23 protein-coding genes and 2 pseudogenes are annotated in these 20,752 nt (G+C 68.3%); 9 read left to right on the top strand and 16 right to left on the bottom strand.

Annotated elements, in window-relative coordinates:
* Positions 1 to 72 precede the first annotated feature (72 nt).
* Both minC and GLA29479_RS17315 read right to left on the bottom strand, forming a co-directional pair.
* Positions 73 to 412 (bottom strand): annotated as a pseudogene (minC, locus tag GLA29479_RS17320) (septum site-determining protein MinC); the annotation flags it as partial.
* 2 nt (positions 413 to 414) lie between these two features.
* Positions 415 to 1,035 carry a GNAT family N-acetyltransferase gene (locus tag GLA29479_RS17315; RefSeq protein WP_057972334.1) on the bottom strand — a complete coding sequence of 207 codons (621 nt, stop codon included), beginning with the start codon at positions 1,033 to 1,035 and terminating at the stop codon, positions 415 to 417.
* A gap of 143 nt (positions 1,036 to 1,178) precedes the next feature.
* Here GLA29479_RS17315 and GLA29479_RS17310 point away from each other — a divergent pair, with 143 nt between their 5' ends.
* The 5 genes from GLA29479_RS17310 (at position 1,179) to GLA29479_RS17290 (ending at position 6,179) form a co-directional block, all read left to right on the top strand.
* Positions 1,179 to 2,381 (top strand): sensor histidine kinase, encoded by a 1,203-nt coding sequence (locus GLA29479_RS17310; protein WP_057972333.1) that lies wholly within the window; start codon positions 1,179 to 1,181, stop codon positions 2,379 to 2,381.
* Positions 2,378 to 3,031: a response regulator gene (locus GLA29479_RS17305; RefSeq protein WP_057918692.1), complete on the top strand. Its 654-nt coding sequence runs from the start codon at positions 2,378 to 2,380 to the stop codon at positions 3,029 to 3,031. The genes GLA29479_RS17310 and GLA29479_RS17305 overlap by 4 nt, the downstream gene beginning before the upstream one ends.
* Positions 3,032 to 3,400: 369 nt before the next feature.
* Positions 3,401 to 4,492, top strand: a complete 1,092-nt coding sequence (locus GLA29479_RS17300) for a polyketide cyclase (RefSeq protein WP_057918691.1) — start codon at positions 3,401 to 3,403, stop codon at positions 4,490 to 4,492.
* Between the two features lie 612 nt (positions 4,493 to 5,104).
* Positions 5,105 to 5,488 (top strand): DUF423 domain-containing protein, encoded by a 384-nt coding sequence (locus tag GLA29479_RS17295; protein ID WP_057972332.1) that lies wholly within the window; start codon positions 5,105 to 5,107, stop codon positions 5,486 to 5,488.
* Position 5,489: 1 nt separating this feature from the next.
* Positions 5,490 to 6,179, top strand: coding sequence for a DNA-3-methyladenine glycosylase family protein (locus tag GLA29479_RS17290; protein ID WP_057918689.1), 690 nt, complete (start codon positions 5,490 to 5,492; stop codon positions 6,177 to 6,179).
* Positions 6,180 to 6,258: 79 nt separating this feature from the next.
* On the opposite strand, the gene GLA29479_RS17285 is transcribed toward GLA29479_RS17290, so the two are convergent.
* The 6 genes from GLA29479_RS17285 to GLA29479_RS17260 all read right to left on the bottom strand — a co-directional run bounded on the left by GLA29479_RS17285 (position 6,259) and on the right by GLA29479_RS17260 (position 9,912).
* Positions 6,259 to 7,062 (bottom strand): M15 family metallopeptidase, encoded by an 804-nt coding sequence (locus tag GLA29479_RS17285; protein ID WP_057972331.1) that lies wholly within the window; start codon positions 7,060 to 7,062, stop codon positions 6,259 to 6,261.
* Between the two features lie 68 nt (positions 7,063 to 7,130).
* The gene (locus GLA29479_RS17280) at positions 7,131 to 7,310 is read right to left on the bottom strand and encodes a hypothetical protein (RefSeq protein ID WP_057918687.1); all 180 of its coding nucleotides are present in this window, start codon (positions 7,308 to 7,310) and stop codon (positions 7,131 to 7,133) included.
* Complete coding sequence (locus GLA29479_RS17275) at positions 7,307 to 7,489, bottom strand: type II toxin-antitoxin system antitoxin (RefSeq protein ID WP_057918686.1); 183 nt, start codon at positions 7,487 to 7,489, stop codon at positions 7,307 to 7,309. The genes GLA29479_RS17280 and GLA29479_RS17275 overlap by 4 nt, the downstream gene beginning before the upstream one ends.
* Entirely contained in the window at positions 7,486 to 7,854 is a 369-nt protein-coding gene (locus GLA29479_RS17270; RefSeq protein WP_057972330.1) for a hypothetical protein, read from the bottom strand. The genes GLA29479_RS17275 and GLA29479_RS17270 overlap by 4 nt, the downstream gene beginning before the upstream one ends.
* Positions 7,855 to 7,864: 10 nt before the next feature.
* Positions 7,865 to 8,728, bottom strand: a complete 864-nt coding sequence (locus GLA29479_RS17265) for an SPFH domain-containing protein (protein WP_057918684.1) — start codon at positions 8,726 to 8,728, stop codon at positions 7,865 to 7,867.
* A gap of 203 nt (positions 8,729 to 8,931) precedes the next feature.
* A complete protein-coding gene (locus tag GLA29479_RS17260) occupies positions 8,932 to 9,912 on the bottom strand; it encodes a hypothetical protein (protein ID WP_144436589.1) in 981 nt (326 codons plus the stop codon).
* 108 nt (positions 9,913 to 10,020) lie between these two features.
* Here GLA29479_RS17260 and purT point away from each other — a divergent pair, with 108 nt between their 5' ends.
* The 3 genes from purT to GLA29479_RS17245 all read left to right on the top strand — a co-directional run bounded on the left by purT (position 10,021) and on the right by GLA29479_RS17245 (position 12,183).
* On the top strand, positions 10,021 to 11,220 hold the full coding sequence (gene purT, locus GLA29479_RS17255) for a formate-dependent phosphoribosylglycinamide formyltransferase (RefSeq protein ID WP_057972328.1): 1,200 nt from the start codon (positions 10,021 to 10,023) through the stop codon (positions 11,218 to 11,220).
* 103 nt (positions 11,221 to 11,323) lie between these two features.
* Positions 11,324 to 11,731: a hypothetical protein gene (locus tag GLA29479_RS17250; RefSeq protein WP_057918681.1), complete on the top strand. Its 408-nt coding sequence runs from the start codon at positions 11,324 to 11,326 to the stop codon at positions 11,729 to 11,731.
* Between the two features lie 92 nt (positions 11,732 to 11,823).
* Entirely contained in the window at positions 11,824 to 12,183 is a 360-nt protein-coding gene (locus GLA29479_RS17245) for a hypothetical protein (RefSeq protein ID WP_057972327.1), read from the top strand.
* Positions 12,184 to 12,223: 40 nt separating this feature from the next.
* Here GLA29479_RS17245 and GLA29479_RS17240 read toward each other — a convergent pair whose 3' ends face one another.
* From GLA29479_RS17240 to GLA29479_RS17225, 5 genes are all read right to left on the bottom strand, one after another.
* Positions 12,224 to 12,928: an ATP-grasp domain-containing protein gene (locus GLA29479_RS17240; RefSeq protein WP_169795691.1), complete on the bottom strand. Its 705-nt coding sequence runs from the start codon at positions 12,926 to 12,928 to the stop codon at positions 12,224 to 12,226.
* Between the two features lie 257 nt (positions 12,929 to 13,185).
* On the bottom strand, positions 13,186 to 13,656 hold the full coding sequence (locus tag GLA29479_RS25415) for a hypothetical protein (protein ID WP_169795690.1): 471 nt from the start codon (positions 13,654 to 13,656) through the stop codon (positions 13,186 to 13,188).
* On the bottom strand, positions 13,653 to 14,906 hold the full coding sequence (locus GLA29479_RS17235) for an endonuclease/exonuclease/phosphatase family protein (RefSeq protein ID WP_082638774.1): 1,254 nt from the start codon (positions 14,904 to 14,906) through the stop codon (positions 13,653 to 13,655). Before GLA29479_RS17235 ends, GLA29479_RS25415 begins: the two co-directional genes overlap by 4 nt.
* 166 nt (positions 14,907 to 15,072) lie before the next feature.
* On the bottom strand, positions 15,073 to 15,504 hold the full coding sequence (locus GLA29479_RS25610) for a hypothetical protein (RefSeq protein WP_211264998.1): 432 nt from the start codon (positions 15,502 to 15,504) through the stop codon (positions 15,073 to 15,075).
* Positions 15,505 to 15,630: 126 nt separating this feature from the next.
* On the bottom strand, positions 15,631 to 16,395 hold the full coding sequence (locus GLA29479_RS17225; RefSeq protein ID WP_425478837.1) for an arginyltransferase: 765 nt from the start codon (positions 16,393 to 16,395) through the stop codon (positions 15,631 to 15,633).
* A 131-nt stretch (positions 16,396 to 16,526) separates the two neighbouring features.
* Here GLA29479_RS17225 and GLA29479_RS17220 point away from each other — a divergent pair, with 131 nt between their 5' ends.
* Complete coding sequence (locus GLA29479_RS17220) at positions 16,527 to 17,147, top strand: EF-hand domain-containing protein (protein ID WP_057972325.1); 621 nt, start codon at positions 16,527 to 16,529, stop codon at positions 17,145 to 17,147.
* Between the two features lie 84 nt (positions 17,148 to 17,231).
* On the opposite strand, the gene GLA29479_RS17215 is transcribed toward GLA29479_RS17220, so the two are convergent.
* From GLA29479_RS17215 to tesB, 3 genes and pseudogenes are all read right to left on the bottom strand, one after another.
* Positions 17,232 to 18,515 (bottom strand): RNA polymerase sigma factor, encoded by a 1,284-nt coding sequence (locus GLA29479_RS17215; RefSeq protein ID WP_057972324.1) that lies wholly within the window; start codon positions 18,513 to 18,515, stop codon positions 17,232 to 17,234.
* Between the two features lie 214 nt (positions 18,516 to 18,729).
* Positions 18,730 to 19,581, bottom strand: a complete 852-nt coding sequence (locus GLA29479_RS17210) for a hypothetical protein (protein WP_057972323.1) — start codon at positions 19,579 to 19,581, stop codon at positions 18,730 to 18,732.
* A gap of 127 nt (positions 19,582 to 19,708) precedes the next feature.
* A pseudogene (gene tesB / locus GLA29479_RS17205) lies at positions 19,709 to 20,572 on the bottom strand (acyl-CoA thioesterase II); the annotation flags it as partial.
* Positions 20,573 to 20,752: the final 180 nt, after the last annotated feature.

Below are 20,752 nucleotides of genomic sequence, written 5' to 3'. Positions count from 1 at the left end.
CGGGTTCCGGGGCCGGGGCGACCGCCGGGGCCTCGCGACGCGGCGGCGCGGCGGCTTCCGGGGCGGCGCCGTCTGCGCGTTCGTAGGAAGCGCGGAACTTGGCCAGCAACGGCAGGCCCAGGGCCTGGGCCAGGCGGTCGGTCTCGCTGGTGCCGTAGGCCAGGGCCACCGGCAGCACCCCGGCGGCACGCAGGCCGTCGAGCAGGGCCTGGGCGGTGCCGGCGTCCGGAGTCTGGCTGAGACCGCCGAAATCGATCACCACCGCGGCCCGGCCGAACATGTTCGGGGCGCGCTGGACCCGGCTGCGCATCTCCTCGACCAGGCGTTCGACGTCGAGGGTGCGGATGCGCAGGTTGGCGATGCCGACCTGGCCGATCTTGAGTTCGCCGGCCTGTTCGTAATCCACGGCCACGTTCACAGGCCGGTCCCGGTCGGGCGCGGCGCCTGGACGGCGACCTGGCCGTGCTGGACCGGCACCCGCGGACGGGTCAGCCAACTGGCCTCGGGCAGGGCGTCGCCATAGGTCTCGCGGACCCAGGCATAGCTGCACAGCGGCTTCATGAGCATGGCCGCGCGTACGCCGGCCTCTTCCATGACGTGCTGGCCGACCTCGCGGAAGCCGAAGCTGCCGTGGAACAGCAGGGCCGGGTCGTTGCCGCCTTCGAGGAAGACCTCGCAGGCCAGCTGCGGATAGCGCAGCTCGGCGTAGCTCTGGGCGTCGGCATAGAAGGCGCGGCCGACGCCGCCGCCACGGCGCCGGCTGGCGACGACGATACGGTCGATATAGAAGAAGTCCGGATAACGCTCGCGAAACCAGCGGAAATTGCTGCTGTCGTGGTCGCTGCGGGCACCGATGCCGATCAGGAATCCGGCCAGGGTGCCGTCACGTTCGGCGACGCGGAAATATTCGGCGGTGTCGAAAAAATGACGCAGTCGGGCCGCATCCAGCGGCAGGATCGCGGGCCCGGCGGCATTGTTGAGGGCAAGGACGGAATCCAGCTCGTGCTCTCGCACGTCGCGGACAACGATCGACATTCCACGCTCCAAGTATTCAAAAGCCGGCACGCGTTCCGTGTCGGCGTCCCGATTATCGCATGGCCGGTCGGCCCGGGGCGAACGCCGGAGTGCATGACTTCTGGACGGCTCCGGCGCGTGCCCCATACCGTTAGCATGCATTCATGCTGGCCCGCCTGACCCATACCCGATTACTACGTTACGCCGGCCTGTTCACCTGGGGCCTGGTCGGCTCCTGGCTGTTGTCGATCTGGCTCGACCCGGATTATTTCCAGCCCGGCCACGGCGAACCGGTGGCCGGCCTGTATTTGCAGATTTTGCGCTGGGTCGCGGTTTACGCCACTTTCGGTGCGGTCTACTGGTGGATAACCCGCTCGCTGGGGGAGCGCCGCACCGGCCTGCTCGATTACCTGCAATTGCTGGTGCTGGGCGGGTGCGCGATCGGCATCAGCTATTACTCCGGTACCGGCCTGGGCAGCGTACTGCTGATGGTCCTGGCCGGGCTGCTGCCGTGGATGGTGCCGCTGCGGGTCGGCGTGATCGGGCTGATGGTCCTCAACCTGGTCATCATCCCGGTGTTCATCGAGGCGGTGCAGATGCCGCCCTTGCTGGCGGTGCTGCAGTCGCTGCTGTACACCGGTTTTTCCGGTTTCGTGTTCCTGACCGCCCTGGTCGCCAAGCAGCAGACCCAGGCCCGCGAAGACCAGCGCCGGCTCAACGCCGAGTTGCGCGCGACCCGCGCCCTGCTGGCCGAGAGCGCGCGCATCAACGAGCGCACCCGCATCTCGCGCGAGCTGCACGACCTGCTGGGCCACCACTTGACCGCGCTGAGCCTGAACCTGGAAGTCGCCGGCCACCTCTCGGAAGGGCGGGTCAAGGAGCACGTCCAGCAGGCGCATACTCTGGCCAGGCTGCTGCTCACCGACGTGCGCGAGGCGGTGAGCCAGTTGCGCGAGAACGGCGCGATCGACCTGGCCCTGGCCCTGCGCCCGCTGGCCGAAAACGTACCGGCGCTGGATATCCGCATGGAGATCGAGACGCCGCTGACCCTCGACGACCCGGAGCGCGCCCACGTGCTGTTGCGTTGCACCCAGGAGATCGTCACCAACACCGTGCGCCATGCCGGCGCGCAGCATCTGTGGATCGACGTACGCCGCAGCGGCGGCGACATCGTCATGAGCGCGCGCGACGACGGTCGCGGCGCCGATCACCTGGTCACCGGCAACGGCCTGCGCGGCATGCGCGAGCGTTTGCAGCAGTACGGCGGCCGGCTCAGCATCGAAACCCGTGCGGATGCCGGCTTCTGCCTGCAACTGACTCTGCCCGCCACCGCGGCCGCCATGGCCCGCGAAGGAGCTTTGACATGATTCCCAACCCCATCCGCGTGCTGCTGGTCGACGACCAGACCCTGGTCCGCCAGGGCGTGCGCTCTCTGCTGGCCTTGGCCGACGGTATCGAAGTCGTGGCCGAGGCCGGCGACGGCCGCCAGGCCGTCGAGATCATCCCAACCGTGCGCCCGGACGTGGTCCTGATGGACATGCGCATGCCGGTGATGTCCGGCCTGGAGGCGCTGCAGGCCCTGGCGCGCTCGGGCTATCTGCCGCCGACCATCATCCTGACCACCTTCGACGACGACCAACTGGTCCTGGCCGGGCTCAAGGCCGGCGCCAAGGGCTACCTGCTCAAGGACGTGTCGCTGGAGCAACTGGTCGGCGCGATCCAGGCCGTGGCCGACGGCGGTTCGCTGGTTCAGCCGGCAGTAACCCAGCGCCTGTTGTCGGGCCTGGAGCACATGCGCAACGATTTCGTCAGCCTGGACCGGCCCGACCCGCTGACCGAGCGCGAGACCGAGATCCTGCGCCTGATGGCCGGCGGCTTCTCCAACAAGGAAATCGCCAATTCGCTAGGCGTGGCCGAAGGCACGATCAAGAACCACGTCTCCAATATTCTGTCGAAGCTCGGCGTGCGCGACCGCACCCGCGCGGTGCTCAAGGCCTTCGAGCTGCAGTTGGTCTGAAGCATCGGCGCAGCGGCCTTGCGCAGACGATGCGCGTTAGGGCATTCGGCGCGTTGGACGCGCGCCATGCCGGTCCCTGCCGGTGCGTTGGCGCGGTGTGCGATTGACTGCAGTTGCGCATCGGCGGAGCGGCGAGGGGCGGGGCATACCCACGCGAATGTGGCGGCTTGGCGGCGAAAAGCCGGCTGTTTCCAGGTTTTTCGCCGCGCATTGCCGGGTCCGGCTCGGCCTCGGACCCGCACCCGGCGCCGTGCAGGATGCGGCCCGTCGATTTTCTTGCCTGTGATGGCTGCCCTTGCCGGGATTTATCTTGCTACGATTGTGGGTCTGCGCCCCGGCCCGATCCGGGCCCGGCCCTGGAGAACCTGAATGACCCGTCTGATCGAGATTTTGATTTCACTGGCGATCGTCGCCGTGCTGTTTCTGGTTGTCGGCGTGGTTTTGCCGTCGAGCCGCCATCTGTCGCACTCGGTTGAGACCAACCGCAAGCTGACCATCGTGTTCGACACGTTGAACAGCGTGCGTCGCTTCAAGGATTGGAACCCGCTGGTGCTGCGCGACCCGGCCATGGAGGTCAAGCTGACCGGCAAGGATGAGGGCGTGGGCGCCCGCCTGGAGTACTCGTCCAAGGAACGCGGCCTGGGCAAGGGCAGCTGGGAAATCGTCAGCAGCGAGCCGGGCAAGTCGGTCGGCTACAAGATCGTCAACGAGGAGCGCGGCGACAACAAGCGCACCGAGTTCAAGCTGCGTCCGACCGGCAAGAACAACCGCAACGTCGAGATCACCCAGACCTACGACGTCGACTACGGCTGGAACCTGCTCGGCCGCTACTCCGGCATGTACGTCAGCAGCAACGTCGGCGAAGACATCAAGATGGGTCTGGCGCGCCTGAGCAACATGCTGGCGACCGTCCCGAACTACGACTATTCGAAGCTGTCCGAAGTCGACCCGGCCAATGCGCCGAAGGTCCTCGACCGTCCGGCCGAGAACGTGCTCAGCGTGACCGCCGCGGTCGCGCGCGACAACGAGAAGATCAAGTCGCAGATCCACTCCAACATGGAATGGATCAAGAAGGTCATCGCCGCTAACGGCCTCGAAGCGGTCGGCCCGATCCGCGTGGTGACCAACGAGTTCGGCAGCGAGACCTATTCGTTCGACGTGGTGCAGGTGGTGCGCAAGATCGGCGACACCAGCACCGAAGCGACCAAGCTCGACGTCAAGATCGAAGGCGCGGGCAACCCGGTCAAGGCCGAGCTGCTGCCGGCCAGCAAGGTCGTCGTCGCCACGAGCGGCGGCCACAACATGGCCGCGCTGGCTCCGGTCCGCGACGCCGTCCGCGCCTGGGCGCTGACCCGCGGCTACACCACGACCGAGCGTCCGTACGAAGTCTGGAAGGCCGGCATCGACCAGAGCTTCGACCCGGCTCTGGGCCAGTTCGACGTGTACTGGCCGATCAAGTAATACCGAGTGCGAGGTCCGCTGCGGCGGACCTGCGATCGACGAGACGCGCCGCGGCTTCCGCGGCGCGTTTTTTTGTGGGCTTATCACCAGGGAGGGCTGGGCCTTAGGGGGTAGGAGCGGCGCAAGCCGCGACCGCGCTGCAACGGGTTCGCGACGCCTCTCTCAAGCAAGATCAGGATCAGGATCAGGATCAGGATCAGGATCAAACGCTAAGAGCTTCCGCCACTAAAGCGGCGGGTTACTTTCTTTTGTCTAAAGAAACAAAAGTCCGTCTGGATTCCCTTCGGTCAAAGGTAACCAAAGAAGTTGCTTTTCTTTGAATCACAGGCCCGCACGAGCGGTGCATCCGCAGGGCTCTACATACGGGACATCCTTGTCCCGATGAAGAATGGCCCGCATCCATGCGGGCCGCCCTCCGGGTCTTCGATTGCCTTCGCTAGTGCGGCGCTACGCACAGCAGGCAAGGCAGTAGTTACAACGGAATGTGCAAAATCCTCCCGACCGCAACATCCGCATAGCCACGCCCGCGCCACCATCGGACTTGGCTGCTATCGTGCTCATCCGGCGGCGCAGGCTTGGCGTCTGTCGCCCTGCACTGAGGTTCCCGAACGCATGAATTCTTCCTCGCGCGAACTTTCTCCATCGGCACCCGGCGGGGCGCGTGCGCTGGCCGCGGCCGGTGCGGTGCTGGCCGCTCTGGCGGTGGCCTTGTCGGCGTATGCCGCGCACGTCGCCGACCCGGCGGCGCAATCGCGATTGCAGACGGCGGCGGTGTTCGCGTTCGGGCATGGCGCCGCCCTGGCCGCGCTAGCGCCGATCGCTCGGCGTACGCTCGCGCGGGTCGCTCTGCTGGCCTTGCTCGTCGGTGTGCTGGTGTTTTCCGGCGGCCTGGCGGCGGCATATTTCTTCGGCGCCTCGACCCGTCTGCTGCCTTACGGCGGCAGCCTGATGATCCTGGCGTGGCTGGTCTACGCCGCCGATGCGCTGAGGCGCTGAGATGCCGCGACATGTCCGGGGGTTCGACGCCGAGGCCGCGCACGCTTATCTGAGCAAGCGCGACCGCAAGCTCGGCGCATGGATGAAGAAGGTCGACCGGCTGGAGAACGGCCCGATTCCGACCGATCCGCGCTGGCGCCAGCGCTTCGATCCGGTCGATGCGCTGGCGCGGGCGATCCTGTTCCAGCAGCTCAGCGGCAAGGCCGCCTCGACCATCGTCGGCCGGGTCGAAGCGGCGATCGGCAGCGGCCGCCTGCATTACGACACCCTCGGCCGTTGCGACGACGCGGCGCTGCGCGCCTGCGGCGTATCCGGCAATAAGCTGCTCGCGCTGCGCGATCTGTCGGCGCGCGAATCGCGCGGCGAAATCCCGGACCTGCGGCGCATGGCGACGATGGACAACGACGCCATCATCGCCGCGCTCGTGCCGATCCGCGGCATCGGCCGCTGGACGGTCGAGATGATGCTGATGTTCCGCCTGGGCCGCCCCGACATCCTGCCGGTCGACGATCTGGGCATCCGCAAGGGCGCACAGCGCGTCGACAAGCTCGACGAGATGCCGCCGCCGAAGGCCTTGGCCGAACTCGGCGAGCGCTGGGGGCCGTACCGCAGCTATGCCAGCCTGTATCTGTGGCGGATCGCGGATTTTTCCGAGGTCGCCAAGCCCAGGACCAACCGCTCGCAGGATTGAGCGCGAGCCGATTCAGGCCTCGTCGATTTCGAGCGCGGCGCTGGCCGCGTTTCACCGGCAGCCGACAGCGGCGTGCGGATTACTTCGCGTCGTAACGCCAGTGCCACGGCTCGTAGACGATGCCGTGCGGGTTGTCGCGCGGATAGCTCATGACGTAGCCGTAGTCGCCGGCGTTGTCGCGCAGCCAGGCGAAGGCGGGGGTGTGCTCGAAGGATTCTTCGGCCGGCGGCTCGCCGGGGGTGCCGATGTCGAGGGCGAGGCCGCTGTGGTGTTCGCTGTAGCCCGGCGCGGCGTTGACGGTGAGGATCTCGTCGACGCCGAGGCCGCGCGCGAGCTTGCGTTCGAAAATGCCGAGTTGGTAATGGTGGCTGCGATAGCCGGAGATGGCGTCGAGGACGATGCCGTCGTGCACGGCGGCCTGGCGCAGGTGGGACCATGCGCGCGCGGCGCCGGGATGCAGCCACAGCGGCCGGCGGAAGCGGTCGACGCCGGCGTAGGCGAGGCGGTCGGGTTCGGCGATCAGACCCAGACCGGTTCGCGCTTCGTAGCCGTCGCAGTCCAGGCCGAGCGCGGACAGCCGCTCTTCGATCCGATCCAGCGGCAGCTCATGGATTCGCAGCAGCCCCTCGCGGCGGTATTCGACGATGGCGTCGAGCGCATCGAGGGCGTCGCCGATGCCGCCTTCGTGGATCAGCCGGTGGACCAGCGGCAACAGGCCTTCGGGCAGGTCGGCGGCGAGGAAGCGGCCATCGCGCTTGCGCCGCAGCACGTGCCGCGCACGCGACAGCGCGCGGGCGTCGTGGTTGCTGCGCGCGCGCAACAGCCCGCCCGGCCAGAGCTCGATCTCGGGCGTGTTGATCAGGAGGTGGCCGTGGCCGCGCATGCGCTCAGATTAGCCGGCGAGGGCGCGCTGCGCCACGTGCGCCGATGGCGCTGGGGGGCATGGCGCCATCAGGCCGGCTGCTTGAAATACAGGCGCGTGCCGAGAATGCTCGGGTCGTGCTCGACCGATACCAGCTCCCAGCCCTGTTCGCCGCGCGTATCGAGTTCTTCCTGGATGCGTTGCCGCATCGGCGACTCGAACAATTGATAGGTCAGCTCGACGACTTGATGTTTCCACTTCTGGGTCATGGGTCTTCCTCGGGAGTCGGGGTGTCCTGGCGCGCCAGCCGTCCATTCTTGCGCAAGGCGTCGCGCAAGACATATTCGATCTGGGCGTTGAGCGAACGCAACTCGTCGTCGGACCAGCGCTGCACGGCGGCGAGCACTTCGGCGTTGATGCGCAGCGGGTAGGCTTTCTTTTCGCTCACCGCCGGCGCGCCCCTTCGTTGCCGCCGGGGCGGTCGCGATAGCTGCGCCGGGCGGCGCTGATCGCGAGGATCAGGGCGACGGCGAGGCCGTTGACAGCGAGCAGCAAGGCGACCACGACCAGGGCGATGCGGCCTTCATTGTCGCCAGCCCAATAGAAGCCGGCGCCACCGAGGAGCATCGCCACGCCGGTCGCCGCCAGCAGGCGGGCGAGTTTCGCCGCGGTGCGGGCCGGGTTGGGCAGGCGCGAGGCGTCCAGGCCATTGATCAGGTGCAGGTTGCCGCGCGCGACCAGTACCGCCGAAACCAGGATCGGTACGGCGCTGACCGCCATCGCGATGGGAACGAGGTAGTCGTGGACGGTCATCGCAGCGCGCTCAGTACAAGCTGCCGGCGTTGACGATCGGCTGCGCGCCGCGGTCGCCGCACAGCACCACCAATAGGTTGCTGACCATGTGCGCCTTGCGCTCTTCGTCCAGTTGCACGACGCCGTTCTTCTGCAGCTCGGCCAGGGCCATTTCGACCATGCCGACCGCGCCGGCGACGATGCGCGTGCGCGCGGCGATCACCGCGTTGGCCTGCTGGCGTTGCAGCATGGCGTGGGCGATCTCGGGCGCGTAGGCGAGGTGGCTGATGCGCGCATCGATCACGTTGACGCCGGCGTCGGCGAGGCGATCCTGCAATTCCTGCTGCAGGTGCAGGGATATCTCGGCGGCATGGCTGCGCAACGACAACTGGCCGTCTTCGTGCTGGTCGTAGGGGTAGCTGGTGGCCATCGCGCGCAGCGCCGACTCGGACTGGATGTGCACGAAGGTTTCGTAATCGTCGACGTTGTAGACCGCCTCGGCCGAATCGACCACCTGCCAGACGATCACCGCGGCGATCTCGATCGGGCTGCCGTCGAGCTCGTTGACCTTCAGCTTGCCGCTTTCGAAGTTGCGGATGCGTTGGCTGACCTTGCGCTTGGCGTAGAGCGGGTTGTTCCAGCGCAGGCCGTTGTCCTTGACCGTGCCCACGTACTTGCCGAACAGGCTCAGCACCGCGGCCTGGTTGGGCTCGATCTTGTACAGGCCGGACAGGCCGAAGAAGGCGAGGGCGCCGGCCAGGATCGCCACGACCACGCTGGCCCCGCTTTCGCTGGCGACGCCGCCAAGGAAGGCATAGGCGCCGACCGCGCCGAGGCCGAGGCAGCCCAGCAGGACCGGAATGCCTGAGAGGGATTGGGTGGGGTTCTCTTTCATGACGTCCGTCTCGCTCGTTGTCCAAACATATTGATATCAGATTGATATCAAGCCTGGAATGCCCGGCCGTCGGAAAGGGCGACGGGCCGGGCAGGCAGGCGGAGCTGCTCGGATCGACAAGTGACGGCGAAACCACGGCCCATGGCCACGCCAGGGGAACGCCAGGGGGAACGCCAGGTGCCTGTAGCGCGGCGCGAACGGCCTCAGGGGGTGATCCGGTAGAGCGGCGCCGGGATGAACTCGCCGGTGGCGTAGAGGCTGCGGCCGTCGGCCGACCAGCCCAGGGCCTCGGCCTGCGGCAGCCAGGGCAGGTCGCTGACCCGGGGCGGGCCGGCGACGGCGTGGGCCCAGCTCTGGCGCGGCTGGCGCGGGTACAGCAGCAGATAACGGTAGGTCATCACCGCCAGGGTGTTGCCGTCGGGCGAGATGTCGGCAGCGGTGACCTGGCTCTGCAGCTTGGCCCGGGTCGGGTTGCTGCGGCGCAGTTGCGCATCGGGTTCGGGGATGCCGGCCAGGCCGCCGAGCCGGGTCGCGGTCTGCAGGGCGTTGCCGGCCGGCATCAGCGGCAGCGAGAACAGCTCCGGCGGCTGGCGCTTCTTGGAGATCAACAGGACTTGCTTGCGCGCGATGTCGACCGCCACCGCCTCGCAATCGCGGGCGCCGTCGGGCCAGCGGAAAGCGATCGACCAGGCCGGCTTGAGGCGCGCGTTCTCGATCTTGGCCGGCTCTTCGATCACGTGCAGTTGCAGGCTGCGGCGCAGGCCGCCGTTATCGCCGGTGTCGGCGATCAGCAGGTACTGGCGGCCGTCGAGTTCGAAGGCGGCGATGTCTTCCCAGTCGGTCTTGGTGACGCCTTCGATGCGCAGGGTCGCCAGCCGGTCGCCGTTATCGGCGACCGCGAACAGGCGCTCGGGATTGCCGCCGTCGTCGTGCATCCACAGCACCCCGGGATGGCGGCGCGAGGCGGCCAGGCCGCTGATCTCCGACAACTGCGGGTCGAGCATCATGCCGGCGAGCTGGCTGCTGCCGTGCGGCGGCGCCTCGGGCTCGCCCGTGCACGCCGCGAGCAGCGTCGCCGCCAACAGCAGCGCCAACCGCCGCGCCGCACGGGGGCGGCGGGCGTGGTTGGACTGCGGTGCGGGGGCGACGGCGCGCGACGCGGGCCGAGGACGGGCGAAGGGCATGGCCACAGCATCGCATGGGCGATGCGCGCCGCCATAGCCCGGCGCCGCGCTGATCGCCCGGAAAGTTAGACTAGGCTCATCCACCCCATGGTTTTACGAGGATTCCGCATGACCACGCTCGGCACGCCGCTGTCCCCGCACGCTTTCCGCGTGCTCCTGCTCGGTTCGGGCGAACTCGGCAAGGAAGTGGCGATCGAACTGCAGCGGTTCGGGGTCGAGGTGATCGCGGCCGACCGTTATGCGAACGCGCCGGCGATGCAGGTCGCCCATCGCAGCCACGTGCTCGACATGCTCGACGGCCAGGCCATCCGCGCGTTGATCGCGGCCGAGCGGCCACAGTTGATCGTGCCGGAAATCGAGGCCATCCATACCCAGACCCTGGTCGAACTGGAGCAGGAATTCGCCGCGCGCGGCAGCGACACCCGGATCATCCCGACCGCGCGCGCGGCGCGTTTGACCATGGACCGCGAAGGCATCCGCCGCCTGGCCGCCGAAACCCTGCAACTGCCGACCTCGCCCTACCGTTTCGTTGATACCGCCGAAGACTATCGCGCCGCGGTCGCCGAGCTCGGCCTGCCGTGCGTGATCAAGCCGGTGATGTCGTCTTCGGGCAAGGGCCAGAGCTTGGTGCGTAGCGCCGACGCCGTCGACGCCGCCTGGGACTACGCCCAGACCGGCGGCCGCGCCGGTGCCGGCCGGGTCATCGTCGAAGGCTTCATCGATTTCGAATATGAAATCACCCTGTTGACCGTGCGCCACGCCGCCGGCACCACTTTCTGCGCGCCGATCGGCCATCTGCAGCGCGACGGCGACTACCGCGAAAGCTGGCAGCCGCAGGCGATGGCGCCGGTGGCGCTGGCACGCGCGCAGGAGATCGCGCGCACCATCACCGACGACCTCGGCGGCTACGGCGTGTTCGGCGTCGAGTTGTTCGTCAAGGGCGACGAGGTCTGGTTCAGCGAGGTCTCGCCGCGCCCGCACGACACCGGCCTGGTCACCTTGATCTCGCAGGACCTCAGCGAATTCGCCCTGCATGCGCGCGCGATTCTCGGCCTGCCGATCCCGACCATCCGCGAGTTCGGCGCCTCGGCTTCGTGCGCGGTGCTCGCCCAGGGCCACGGTGTGCCGGTGTTCTCCGGCGTCGATGCGGCGTTGGGCCAGGTCGACACCCAACTGCGTTTGTTCGGCAAGCCGCGCGTCGAAGGCCAGCGCCGGGTCGCGGTGACGCTCGCGCTCGGCCAGGACGTCGACGAAGCGCGTGCGAAGGCGCGCGAGGCCGCCGCGCAACTGCAGGTCGAATTGCACTGATCGCCGCCCGCGATCACGATCGTCGAACCGACGCCGTCGCCTCGGCACCGGTTCGAGGGTTCGCCATACCACTACCGCATCGCCGGGTTCGCACGGGAGCGTCATGAACGAGACACAGGGCTACGCCGTATTTTTCTTCCCGCAGGCGCTCGAAGTGCTCGGCGAAGCCATCCGGCCTTACCTGCTCGACGGTCCGGCCGGCGCGCACGTGTTGTGCCGCGAGATCGACACCGGCGGCGCGTTCATCGAGATGACCCTCGAAGGCCGCGGTTCCGACGGCCGCGACCTGTCGCTGGAGCTGATGGTGCCGGGTAACATGGTGCGCATGATCGTTTCCGCGCACGGCGAGGGCGCCTTCGGTTTCGGCCCGCGCGTGGTGCGCACCGCACCGGCCCCGAGCGTCGCGGCCGAGGCCGCGCCCGTAGCCCCCGTACCGGTCACCGTGCCCGAGCCCGCCCCGGCGGTGCCCGATGCGCCGCCGCCGGTGACGGCGAAGGACAAGCCGGAGTAAACGAGCGAACGGCGCGTGCGTATGCAGGCGCGGCGATTCGGGATTCCAATAACGATCGGGTGCCCGAGCGCGGCGCCGACAGGAGGTCAGCCATGAGCAAGAGCGACACCGTCACCTTGTACCGCCCGGTGGGGCCCGAAGAACTGGCGCTGCTGCGCAAGAGCGGCTTCAAGCGTTGGCCGCCGCGGTTGCCGGAGCAGCCGATCTTTTACCCGGTCACTAACGAGCGCTACGCCGCCGAGATCGCCGAACGCTGGAACGTCAAGGACAGCGGCTACGGCGCGGTGACCCGGTTCCAGGTGCGCTCCGATTTCATGGCGCGCTACCCGCTGCAGAAGGTCGGCGGCGAGCACCACACCGAATGGTGGGTGCCGGCCGAGGAACTGGAGCAACTCAACGATCACATCGTCGGGACGATCGAGGTGATCCGCGAGTTTCACGCGACCGGGTAAGCTCGGCGTGCAACGATGCTGCCGCCGGTAAGTCGAGGGATCAGCCGGCTGCCGCGAAATGCCGCGTCACCGCGGCGACCACCTTCTCGATGTCGTGCGCGTAAAAACCCGACGAATTGAAGGTGTTGAATTCGATCACCTTGTAACCCTCGTCGGTCAGGGCCACGTCCATTACACAGGTAGAGTGTGGCAGCCAGCCATCGGCCAACTCTTGCGCCATTTCATACAGCTCCGGCTTGGCCACCGGATTGGCTATGCGCTGGCCGGCCGCACGGTACGACGATCCGTCGACGACCCGACCGTTGACGACGAAGAACCGCCACTCGCCATGTAGCTTCCGCACCGGCGCGACGACGACTTCGGTCGTCTCGTCGAAGCTGTAATTGCCCGAGTCGACGCTGCTCATCCAGCGGCCGATCTCCTTGGCCACGGTCACGGTGCCGTCGAAATGCTTGAGATCCTGCACCGGCCGCACGAACCAGATGCTGTCCTCCGGCTCCTCGCGCATGACCGCCATGCACTCGCGCACGGTCATCTGCCGCACGTGCTGGTTGAGCATGTCGTCGCGCAGGCGATTCCAGGTGTCGACGCGGAATGCGGCTTCGTCGAAACACAGCCCGCGCCAGCCGCGTCGTTGTGCCAGTCGAGTGAGTTTGGTGGCGCCGTAGGGGATCACGACGCCTTCGAGTTCCGGCACCTCGTTGCCGAGTTCGTCGGAGAACGGAATTATCAGGATTTCCTGCACCCGCGCGCCCGCCGCCTCGGCGCCACGCCAGACGCGGCGTACGTGATCGTCGGAGATGAAGTTCGTTTGGATCGCCCAAGTGACAGGGGTATGCATGATTCGGTTCTTATGTAGTCGTTTCCGATGAGGCGAATCTCGTGTTTCGCCTCTCGGCGTTGGCGTTCGGCTCGAACGGCATTGTGGTCGAAGCACGGCGGCGACCGCCAGCGTCGGCGCAAGGCGACACTGTCCATGTTGCGAACCGTAGCGTGCTTCGCTCAGCCCTGTCCGACGCTCGGGCCGGCAGCACCGGGCGTGCCGAGGCGACTCGGGTCCGGTGACCTCTCGCATTCGGCGAAGCCCGGCGGGGCGGGCTCGTCGCGATGCATGCCGGAGAAGCACACGTGCCAACAGCCACCGCCGACGTTGACGCCACCGGGGCTGGACAGGCAGCTGACCAGACAGTCGTTGGCCGGACTGCAGTGCGTGGCGAGGGCGGCGATCTCGCAGCGTTCGCGTTCCGACAAGGCGCGTCGCGGCGTTGCCTTGCAGGCGTGATATCGACCCACGTCGCCGACATCGGGCGGGGCCGGAACAAAAGGATCGGCCGCAGCGGACGCTGTGGCGTCGGAAGGTGCCGGTGTTCCGCCGCAACCAACCGCACTGAGGGCGAACAGCGTGAGCGCTACGATCGCGAAACCGTCGTGCAAGCGCATGCAGGTCGGGCGTTTGCGCATCGCTACGTTCAATCCGCCAGATCCACCCACACCAGGTGGTGGTCGCTGGCTTCGGAAATCTCCGCGTCGGCCGTGCCCGGCTTGGGCCAGAACACACCGGTGCCGCGTACGCTCCAGCCGCGCGAGGGCAGGGCGTAGTCCAGGCGCAGGGTGCCGGCCTTGGGGCCGAAGTCGCCGGTGTGCTCGGCGGTGTCGCCCTTGCGCGCAAAGCCGTAGAACTTCGCGCGTTCGGCCGCGCCTTCGCTGCGCGGTACCCGGCTCGCATCCACGCGCGGGTGATCGAGCAGTTGCTTGATCGAGCCCGGCACGCCGTCGCCGTCGACCGGGTCGGCGTTCATGTCGCCGACGATGACGAAGCGCGCGTCCTCGGCGAGGCCGCCGCAACGGCCCTGGTCGTCGCACAACCAGGCCGGCGCGCCGCCGTCGAGGTAACGCGCCCACAGTTTGATTTCGTCGTGGTTGCGCGCACCGTTGCGGTCCTCGGGGCCGTCGAACACCGGCGGGGTCGGATGCGCGGCGAGCAGATGCAATACGCCGAGCGGCGTGCGCACCGGCACGTCCCAGTGGGATTTCGACGACAGCCGCATCTGCGGCCATGCGGCGGCCGAATACCACGGTTTGCCGGTGTCGGGATGGCGCGGCTGGCGCGCGCCGGGCAGGGCGCTCCATTTGAAGGTCTGGAACGTGCGCACCGCGGCGGCGTCGATCGGATAGCGCGACAACACCAGCATGCCGTATTGGCCCGGATGCAGGCCGTAGCCCCAGGCGTCGTTGCCGCGCGCGCGGTCGCCGCGCTGGGCGTCGCCGGCCAGGCCGTCGCCGTCGAGGTCCAGGCCGCTCGGCACGCCGGTGTTGACCGGGGCCAGATAGCGGTACGGGTAAGACAGCGCCGCGCCGCCGCCGTCCTGCGCCACTTCGAGGTAGTCGCGCTGGAACAGCTCGGCCGCGCGCTGCGGCGCGTCGTAGTCGAATTCGTTGAGCAGCACCACGTCCGGACGCACCCGTTGCAGCACTGCGGCGATCTTGCGCGCGTTGCCGTCGCCGGCTTCGAGGCGGCGGATCAGGCCGCCGTCGGCGTCGTCGTAGAGCGAGGTGTTATAGGTCGCCACGCGCAAGGGCGCGGCGGCCGACGCGTCTGCCTGGTCGCGGACCCAGGCCTTGGGATCGCCGTGTACGTTCACCTGGGTGCAGGCCGTCATGAGCAGCGCGGCAAGGGCGGCGCCAGCGTGGAAGGGAAGTCGGGAGGCGGGGAGTCGAAGCATGCGCGCATGATGGCATGGCCTCGCCGCGGCATCGTTACAGGCTCGGGCGGAATCGTAGAGCGTAGCGGGCCCGGTCTGTGCATCGGTCGCACCGACCTGCACCGCAAACAACGACGCCCCGGCGAGCCGGGGCGTCGTGTCGAAACGAAGAGCGTGTTGCGAAGTATTACAGGGTGCAACCGAACGCGGCGTACTGAGCCTTGCTCTGGTCCAGCGCGGTCTTGCACGCGGTGGCCAGGCTGGCCTTGCCTTCCGGCGTGCCGGCGGCCTGCTTCCAGGCGCTGCGGCTCGAATCGATGCCGCTCTGGAACGCGGCGCGCTGGGCTTCCGGCACCTTCTCGGTCAAGCAGGCCGAGATCTTGTTGAGGTAATCGTCGCACTCGGCCACGCCGACGCTGTCGACGGTCGGAGCGGCAGCGGCCGGATCGGCCGGTGCAGCGGCCGGATCGGTCGCCGCCGGAGCGGCGGTATCGGCCGGCGCGGTGGCAGCCGGTGCGTCGGCCGCCGGAGCGGCGTCGGCGGGCTTGTCGGCCGGCTTGTTGCAAGCGGCCAGCGCGAGGGTGATCGCGGCAGCCAGGAACAGGGTGTTCAATTTCATTGCGGACTCCATGTGGCGGTGAGTTGAATGGGTGGCGGCTCCATTGCCATGCCTTGAGCGGCGCCGTTCCCGCACGTCGTTGGTTACGACCGGGCTACGAGATACACGACCTGAACGAGACGAGTGTTACAAATGTGTAAAAACCCGCCAATCGCGACCATCGAAAGCTTCGAGCGGACGGAAACGGCGCTTGTAATCCATCTTCGGATGCCCGGCGATCCAATAACCGAGATAGAGATGGCTGCGGCGCTCGCGGCGGGCCCATTCGATCTGGCGCAGGATCGCCAGGGTGCCGAGGCTGCGCTCGGCCAGGTCGGGGTCGTAGAAGGTGTAGACCGCCGACAAGGCGTGGTCGACCACGTCGGTGACCGCGACGGCGAGCAGGCGGCCATGGCCGCGCGGCGCGGGTTCGCGTAACTCCAGGAAGCGGTTTTCGCTCCAACTGCCGATCAGGAACTGGTCGAACTCGATCGCGCCGTGGCCGTCCATGCCGCCGCCGGCGTGGCGGGAGGCGAGGTAGCGCTTGTACAGGTCGAGCTGCTCCTCGTTGCGTTCGGCCGGATGCACGCGCATCTCGACCTGCGCATTGCGCGCCAGGCAGCGGCGTTGGCTGCGGTCGGGCACGAATTGCTCGACCGGGATGCGCACCGCGACGCAGGCCCGGCAGCCGCTGCAATGCGGCCGGTAGACGATGTCGCCGGAGCGGCGGAAGCCCCAGCCCAGCGCATGCGGATACCACTCGCGCAGGCGCGGATCGCGCGGGTCCAGGACCAGATCGCGGGCGACGCGCTCGGGCCAATAGCCGCAAGCGTGCTCGCCGGTGTGAAACAGGCGGAGGTCGTCGCTGTCCGGCTGCGGTTGCGTGCCCATGGGGCCAGCATAGCGCCGCATCCGTGCCCTGCGCATGGGGTCCGGTCGCTGTCTTGCCACTGAACCGGAACAGGGGCTTGTCAACCGCCCCGGGCCGGGGGCGTTGATCCGGTCATCGGCGCCACGGTGGCGCCTGCCGCAGGAGTCAACGCATGAACCGTTCCCCCCTTTATGCCGCCTTGTTCGCCGCGGTCGCGTTGGCCGGCACGGCCACGGCCTCGCCCCCGGACGGCACCGCGACACCGCGCACGCACCTCAAGATCGACGCCAATCAGGACGGTGCGATCAGCCGTGAGGAAGCCGCCAAGCACCCGCGCCTGGCCGAAAAATTCGACAGTCTCGACAAGAACCGCGACGGCAAGCTCGACGCCAGCGAGCGCCCGCAGCATCGCGGTGGCCGCGAGCACGGCGGCGGTCGCGGCGGCATCGCCGGGCTCGACAGCGACGGCGACGGACGCATCAGCGCGGCCGAAGCGGCGAAGTCGACGCGTATCGGCGAGTCCTTCGCCAAGATCGACCGCAATCGCGACGGTTATCTGGTGCGCAGCGAATTGCGTGCCTACCACGAGAGCGAGCGCCCGAAGCGCGAAGCCGAGCGCGCCAAGCGCTTCGACGAGCACTTCGCCGCCGCCGATCTCAATCGCGACGGTAAGTTGAGCAAGCTCGAAGTCGAGGAGAAGATGCCGCGGCTGGCGCGCAACTTCGCCTTCCTCGACGAGGACCGCGACGGCTTCCTGAGCAAGGCCGACCTCAAGCCGATGCCGCATCGCTGAGCGAGGCTCGGTCCGGCTCGCGCTGGACGAATCACGAAAGGGCGCACTTCGGTGCGCCCTTTTCGTTTCGGTGGCGCAGACGACTTAGCCGAAGCGGCCTTCCCAATGCAGGATGCAGGCCACCAGGGCGACCATCAGCAGCGAACTCCAGACCATCGCCTGCGTGCTGAGCAGCCAGCGATAGGCGGTGGACGCGCGCGGGTCGCGGCCGGTCTCGCGCTGGATGCGGTCCAGGCTCGGGCCCAGACGGCGCGGCGCGGTGATCATCCATTGCGACACTGCCGCTACGGCGATCATCAGGCTCACGGCCATCGGCACCTGCCAGCCGCGGCTGAGTTCGAACGCCAGCAACAAAGCGATGTTCATCAGCGCGCCGCAAATGGCGGTCAAGCGCAGCAAGCCGGCGATAGCGCGGTGCTCGGCCGGCGTGCCGGCGAACGACAGCAGGTAGCGGCCGAACAATAGGAAGACCACACCGCCGCCGATAGTGCCGCCGACGATGCCGCCGAGCACCAGTCGCATGTTCGAGACGAACGCGACGGTATCCATCGGCGCGCCGATGACCGCCTCGGAGACCGGCGACAGCACGCGCTCGGCGATGAAGGCCAAACTGCCGCCGAACACGCCGCCGGAGGCGCTGGCGGTGCCCAGGCCGCCGGCGCCGAACTTGCCGGCCAGGCTCGAACCGATCGAGCTCGCCGCGACCACGGCGGTGGTGGTGCCGGTCGGCGCGATCACGCCGAGCGCGCTGGCGACCATGGTGGTGAAACCGACCGACGGCGCGCTGGCGCGGGCGAACACGGCGAAACGATCGAGCAGTTCGCTGCGCACCGTGCTGCGCGCACGCGACAGACGCTTGCGCACGGCGGCGTCGCTGAGGCCCAGCAAGGCCGCGACCTGCTGCGAGCTCTGGCCTTCGCGGTAATACAGCAACAGCACTTCGCGGCTTTCGTCGGGCAGGGCCGAGATCAGTTCGGCGGCAACTTCGGTGCGCTCGGCTTCGATCAGTTGTTCGACCGTGCTGGGCTCGGGATCGGCCGCGGCGGCGATCGCCGCCTCGACGTCGTCGACGCCGCGCGGCTGGCGCTGGCGCGAGCGCAGATGGTCGTTGGCGAGGTTGCGGGTGATCTGCCGCAACCAGGGCAGGAAGCTCGATGGGTTCTGCAGTTTGCGGATGTTCTGCCAGGCGCTGAGGAAGGCCTCCTGGGCGATGTCCTCGCTGGCGTGCACGTCGCGCACCATCGCCAGGGCGATCGAGGTGACCGAGTTCTGGCAGGCCGAGACGATGCGCGAATACGCGGCGCGGTCGCCGCCGGCCGCGGCCGGCAGGTCGTGGTCGATGATCGAGGACAGGACTTCGGCGTTCATGCGGCGCTCCGCTGCCGGCGAGAAATCGGTCTGGAGGAGGTCGTGGGGCCTGCGGCTGGACCACGGGACAGGCATCGGGCGGGACGTCATGCGGGCTCTCCGGGCGGCGGCATCGTGGCGATGCCTATCGACCAAGACGGCGCGCCGCCGGAAATGTGACCGGACTGGGCGCGACAGTCCGCGAGCCGCCCGGGGCCGCCCGGACTGGACGGCCTCAGCCCATCGCGCGCACGGTCTTGAGCACTTTCACCACCGTCCACTGGCCGCCGACCCGCTTGACCTCCAGGGTCTTGTACACCGCCGCCAGGCGGTGGTGATAGGCGGTGTATTCGATGGTGCCGCCGTCGATGCTGGTGGGCCGGAAGGCGTGGACCTGGATCAGCTCGGCCGGTTTGCCGTCGCGGGCGCGGCTGCCCTGGTCCTCGTCGGCGATCTCCACGCACTGGCTCATCGGCAGTAGGCGCAGGCCCGGGCGGGCGAGGGCGGTCAGCAGCTTGCGCGGGGCGTCGCGGCGGTCGATACGCAGGCACTGGGTGGGCTGGTCGGCTTCGGCCAGTTGCTGGGCGAACACCGCGCTGGCGAGCGCGTCGGGCACCGCGGCGACGCTGCCGTCGAACTTGTGTTTCTGCAGCGCGACTTCGGCCGCGTCTACCGGCGGTGCGGCGGCCGGGCGGTTGCGCAGGTTATGGATCATCGCCAGGCCCAGGACGATGGCGATGCACAGCAGCAGGCCGATCTTGATGCGGAAGGCGCGTTTCTGCCCGGGCGTGCGGGTCTGGTCGATGCGCGACTCGAAGCGGAACGGCGCGTGGCTGGGTTCCTCGGCGCGGGTGCTGTCGATCAGCCCGGCCTCGCGCAGCAGGTCGCGCGCGCGCAGCTGATCGCTGGAGCGCACAACCCACACCGCCGGACGCTCGGCGCCGGGTTCGCTGTACTTGAAACTGGAGCGGCGATTGCCCTTGTACGAGCGATCGTTGGTGACGCGCACTTCGATGCCGGCGTCGCGCAACAGCTGCGCCACGCCTTCGACGTTTTCCAGACGCGGACTGCTGAATACCTGTCTCATGTCAGTCCTTCGCCGGGACGTTGCGGGCCGCGGCGGCGGCGTCGCTCGCGCCTGCCGCATCCTTGGGTTGATCCGCTACCACGCGTGCATCTTTGTTGCGATCCGCTACCACGCGCACATCCTTGTTCTGATCCGCGACCACGCGGATCAGGCCTTCCTGCGCGCTGCTCGCGACCAGGCGGCCGTGGCGATCGAAGATCTGCCCGCGCGCCAGGCCGCGCGCGCCCTGCGCGCTGGGGCTGTCGATCGAATACAGCAGCCAGTCGTCGGCGCGGAACGGGCGGTGGAACCACAGGGCGTGATCGAGCGAGGCCATCTGCACGTTCGGCTGGTAATAGCTGATGCCGTGCGGAAAGGTCGCGGTGCCGAGCAGATGGAAATCCGAGGCGTAGGCGAGCAGAGCGCGATGCAGCTCCGGCGCGTCGCCGACCGGTTCGCTCAGGCGGAACCAGACCTGCTGATACGGCGGGCGCTTGGGCGGGTTGAGCTCGTCGCGCGGATAGACGTGGCGGAACTCGAACGGCCCCTGCCGCGACAGCCAGCGCTGCACCTTGGTCGGTAAGGTCGCCATGACTTCGGCCGGCACCGCCGGTGCGGGGTCGATGTCTTCGGGCTTGGGCACTTCCGGCATCGACAGCTGATGCTCGCCGCCTTGCTGCGCTTCCTGGAACGAAGCGGCGAGGAAGAAGATCGGTTGGCCGTGCTGGATCGCGGTGACCCGGCGCACCGAGAAACTGCCGCCGTCGCGGGTGCGGTCGGCCTGGTAGACGATCGGCGCTTCGATGTCGCCGGCCTTGAGGAAATAGGCGTGCAGCGAGTGCGCGTCGCGGGCGCTGTCGAGGGTCGCCTGAGCGGCCGACAGCGCCTGGCCCAGCACTTGCCCGCCGAATACGTATTTGGTGCCGATATCGCGGCTCTGGCCGCGGAACAGGTTGTCTTCCAGCCGTTCCAGCGACAGCAGTTCGATCAGTTCGGAAACGGGGGAACTCATGCGGCCGGACCTGCGAAAAACGAGGGCGGCAGTATAGCGGAGGGCCGCAGGGGGCTTGGACGGGCGCCGAAACGAAGGGCCTGCAGCCGGGCACTTCGGGGTCGTCTCGCCCTTGAGCAGGCTGAGGGCGGAGCGCTCGGGCGGGCGTCGGAGAGGTAGGCCCCGGTCGGACGCGCCCGC

The sequence above is a fragment of the Lysobacter antibioticus genome (assembly GCF_001442535.1).
Classification (GTDB): domain Bacteria; phylum Pseudomonadota; class Gammaproteobacteria; order Xanthomonadales; family Xanthomonadaceae; genus Lysobacter; species Lysobacter antibioticus.
The sequence above is the reverse complement of the archived record's forward strand: the minus strand, read 5'-3'. Positions and strand labels throughout refer to the sequence as shown.

What these genes read in the sequence shown, in the direction of transcription:
- purT (WP_057972328.1), top strand. Translation starts at nt 10,021, where the DNA reads ATGACCACGCTCGGCACGCCGCTGTCCCCGCACGCTTTCCGCGTGCTC.
- GLA29479_RS17280 (WP_057918687.1), bottom strand. Translation starts at nt 7,310, where the DNA reads ATGACCCAGAAGTGGAAACATCAAGTCGTCGAGCTGACCTATCAATTG.
- GLA29479_RS17250 (WP_057918681.1), top strand. Translation starts at nt 11,324, where the DNA reads ATGAACGAGACACAGGGCTACGCCGTATTTTTCTTCCCGCAGGCGCTC.
- GLA29479_RS17295 (WP_057972332.1), top strand. Translation starts at nt 5,105, where the DNA reads ATGAATTCTTCCTCGCGCGAACTTTCTCCATCGGCACCCGGCGGGGCG.
- GLA29479_RS17290 (WP_057918689.1), top strand. Translation starts at nt 5,490, where the DNA reads ATGCCGCGACATGTCCGGGGGTTCGACGCCGAGGCCGCGCACGCTTAT.
- GLA29479_RS17245 (WP_057972327.1), top strand. Translation starts at nt 11,824, where the DNA reads ATGAGCAAGAGCGACACCGTCACCTTGTACCGCCCGGTGGGGCCCGAA.
- GLA29479_RS17315 (WP_057972334.1), bottom strand. Translation starts at nt 1,035, where the DNA reads ATGTCGATCGTTGTCCGCGACGTGCGAGAGCACGAGCTGGATTCCGTC.
- GLA29479_RS17260 (WP_144436589.1), bottom strand. Translation starts at nt 9,912, where the DNA reads ATGCCCTTCGCCCGTCCTCGGCCCGCGTCGCGCGCCGTCGCCCCCGCA.
- GLA29479_RS17220 (WP_057972325.1), top strand. Translation starts at nt 16,527, where the DNA reads ATGAACCGTTCCCCCCTTTATGCCGCCTTGTTCGCCGCGGTCGCGTTG.
- GLA29479_RS17300 (WP_057918691.1), top strand. Translation starts at nt 3,401, where the DNA reads ATGACCCGTCTGATCGAGATTTTGATTTCACTGGCGATCGTCGCCGTG.
- GLA29479_RS17270 (WP_057972330.1), bottom strand. Translation starts at nt 7,854, where the DNA reads ATGACCGTCCACGACTACCTCGTTCCCATCGCGATGGCGGTCAGCGCC.
- GLA29479_RS17235 (WP_082638774.1), bottom strand. Translation starts at nt 14,906, where the DNA reads ATGCTTCGACTCCCCGCCTCCCGACTTCCCTTCCACGCTGGCGCCGCC.
- GLA29479_RS17215 (WP_057972324.1), bottom strand. Translation starts at nt 18,515, where the DNA reads ATGAACGCCGAAGTCCTGTCCTCGATCATCGACCACGACCTGCCGGCC.
- GLA29479_RS17305 (WP_057918692.1), top strand. Translation starts at nt 2,378, where the DNA reads ATGATTCCCAACCCCATCCGCGTGCTGCTGGTCGACGACCAGACCCTG.
- GLA29479_RS17310 (WP_057972333.1), top strand. Translation starts at nt 1,179, where the DNA reads ATGCTGGCCCGCCTGACCCATACCCGATTACTACGTTACGCCGGCCTG.
- GLA29479_RS17225 (WP_425478837.1), bottom strand. Translation starts at nt 16,395, where the DNA reads ATGCGGCGCTATGCTGGCCCCATGGGCACGCAACCGCAGCCGGACAGC.
- GLA29479_RS17265 (WP_057918684.1), bottom strand. Translation starts at nt 8,728, where the DNA reads ATGAAAGAGAACCCCACCCAATCCCTCTCAGGCATTCCGGTCCTGCTG.
- GLA29479_RS17210 (WP_057972323.1), bottom strand. Translation starts at nt 19,581, where the DNA reads ATGAGACAGGTATTCAGCAGTCCGCGTCTGGAAAACGTCGAAGGCGTG.
- GLA29479_RS25610 (WP_211264998.1), bottom strand. Translation starts at nt 15,504, where the DNA reads ATGAAATTGAACACCCTGTTCCTGGCTGCCGCGATCACCCTCGCGCTG.
- GLA29479_RS17285 (WP_057972331.1), bottom strand. Translation starts at nt 7,062, where the DNA reads ATGCGCGGCCACGGCCACCTCCTGATCAACACGCCCGAGATCGAGCTC.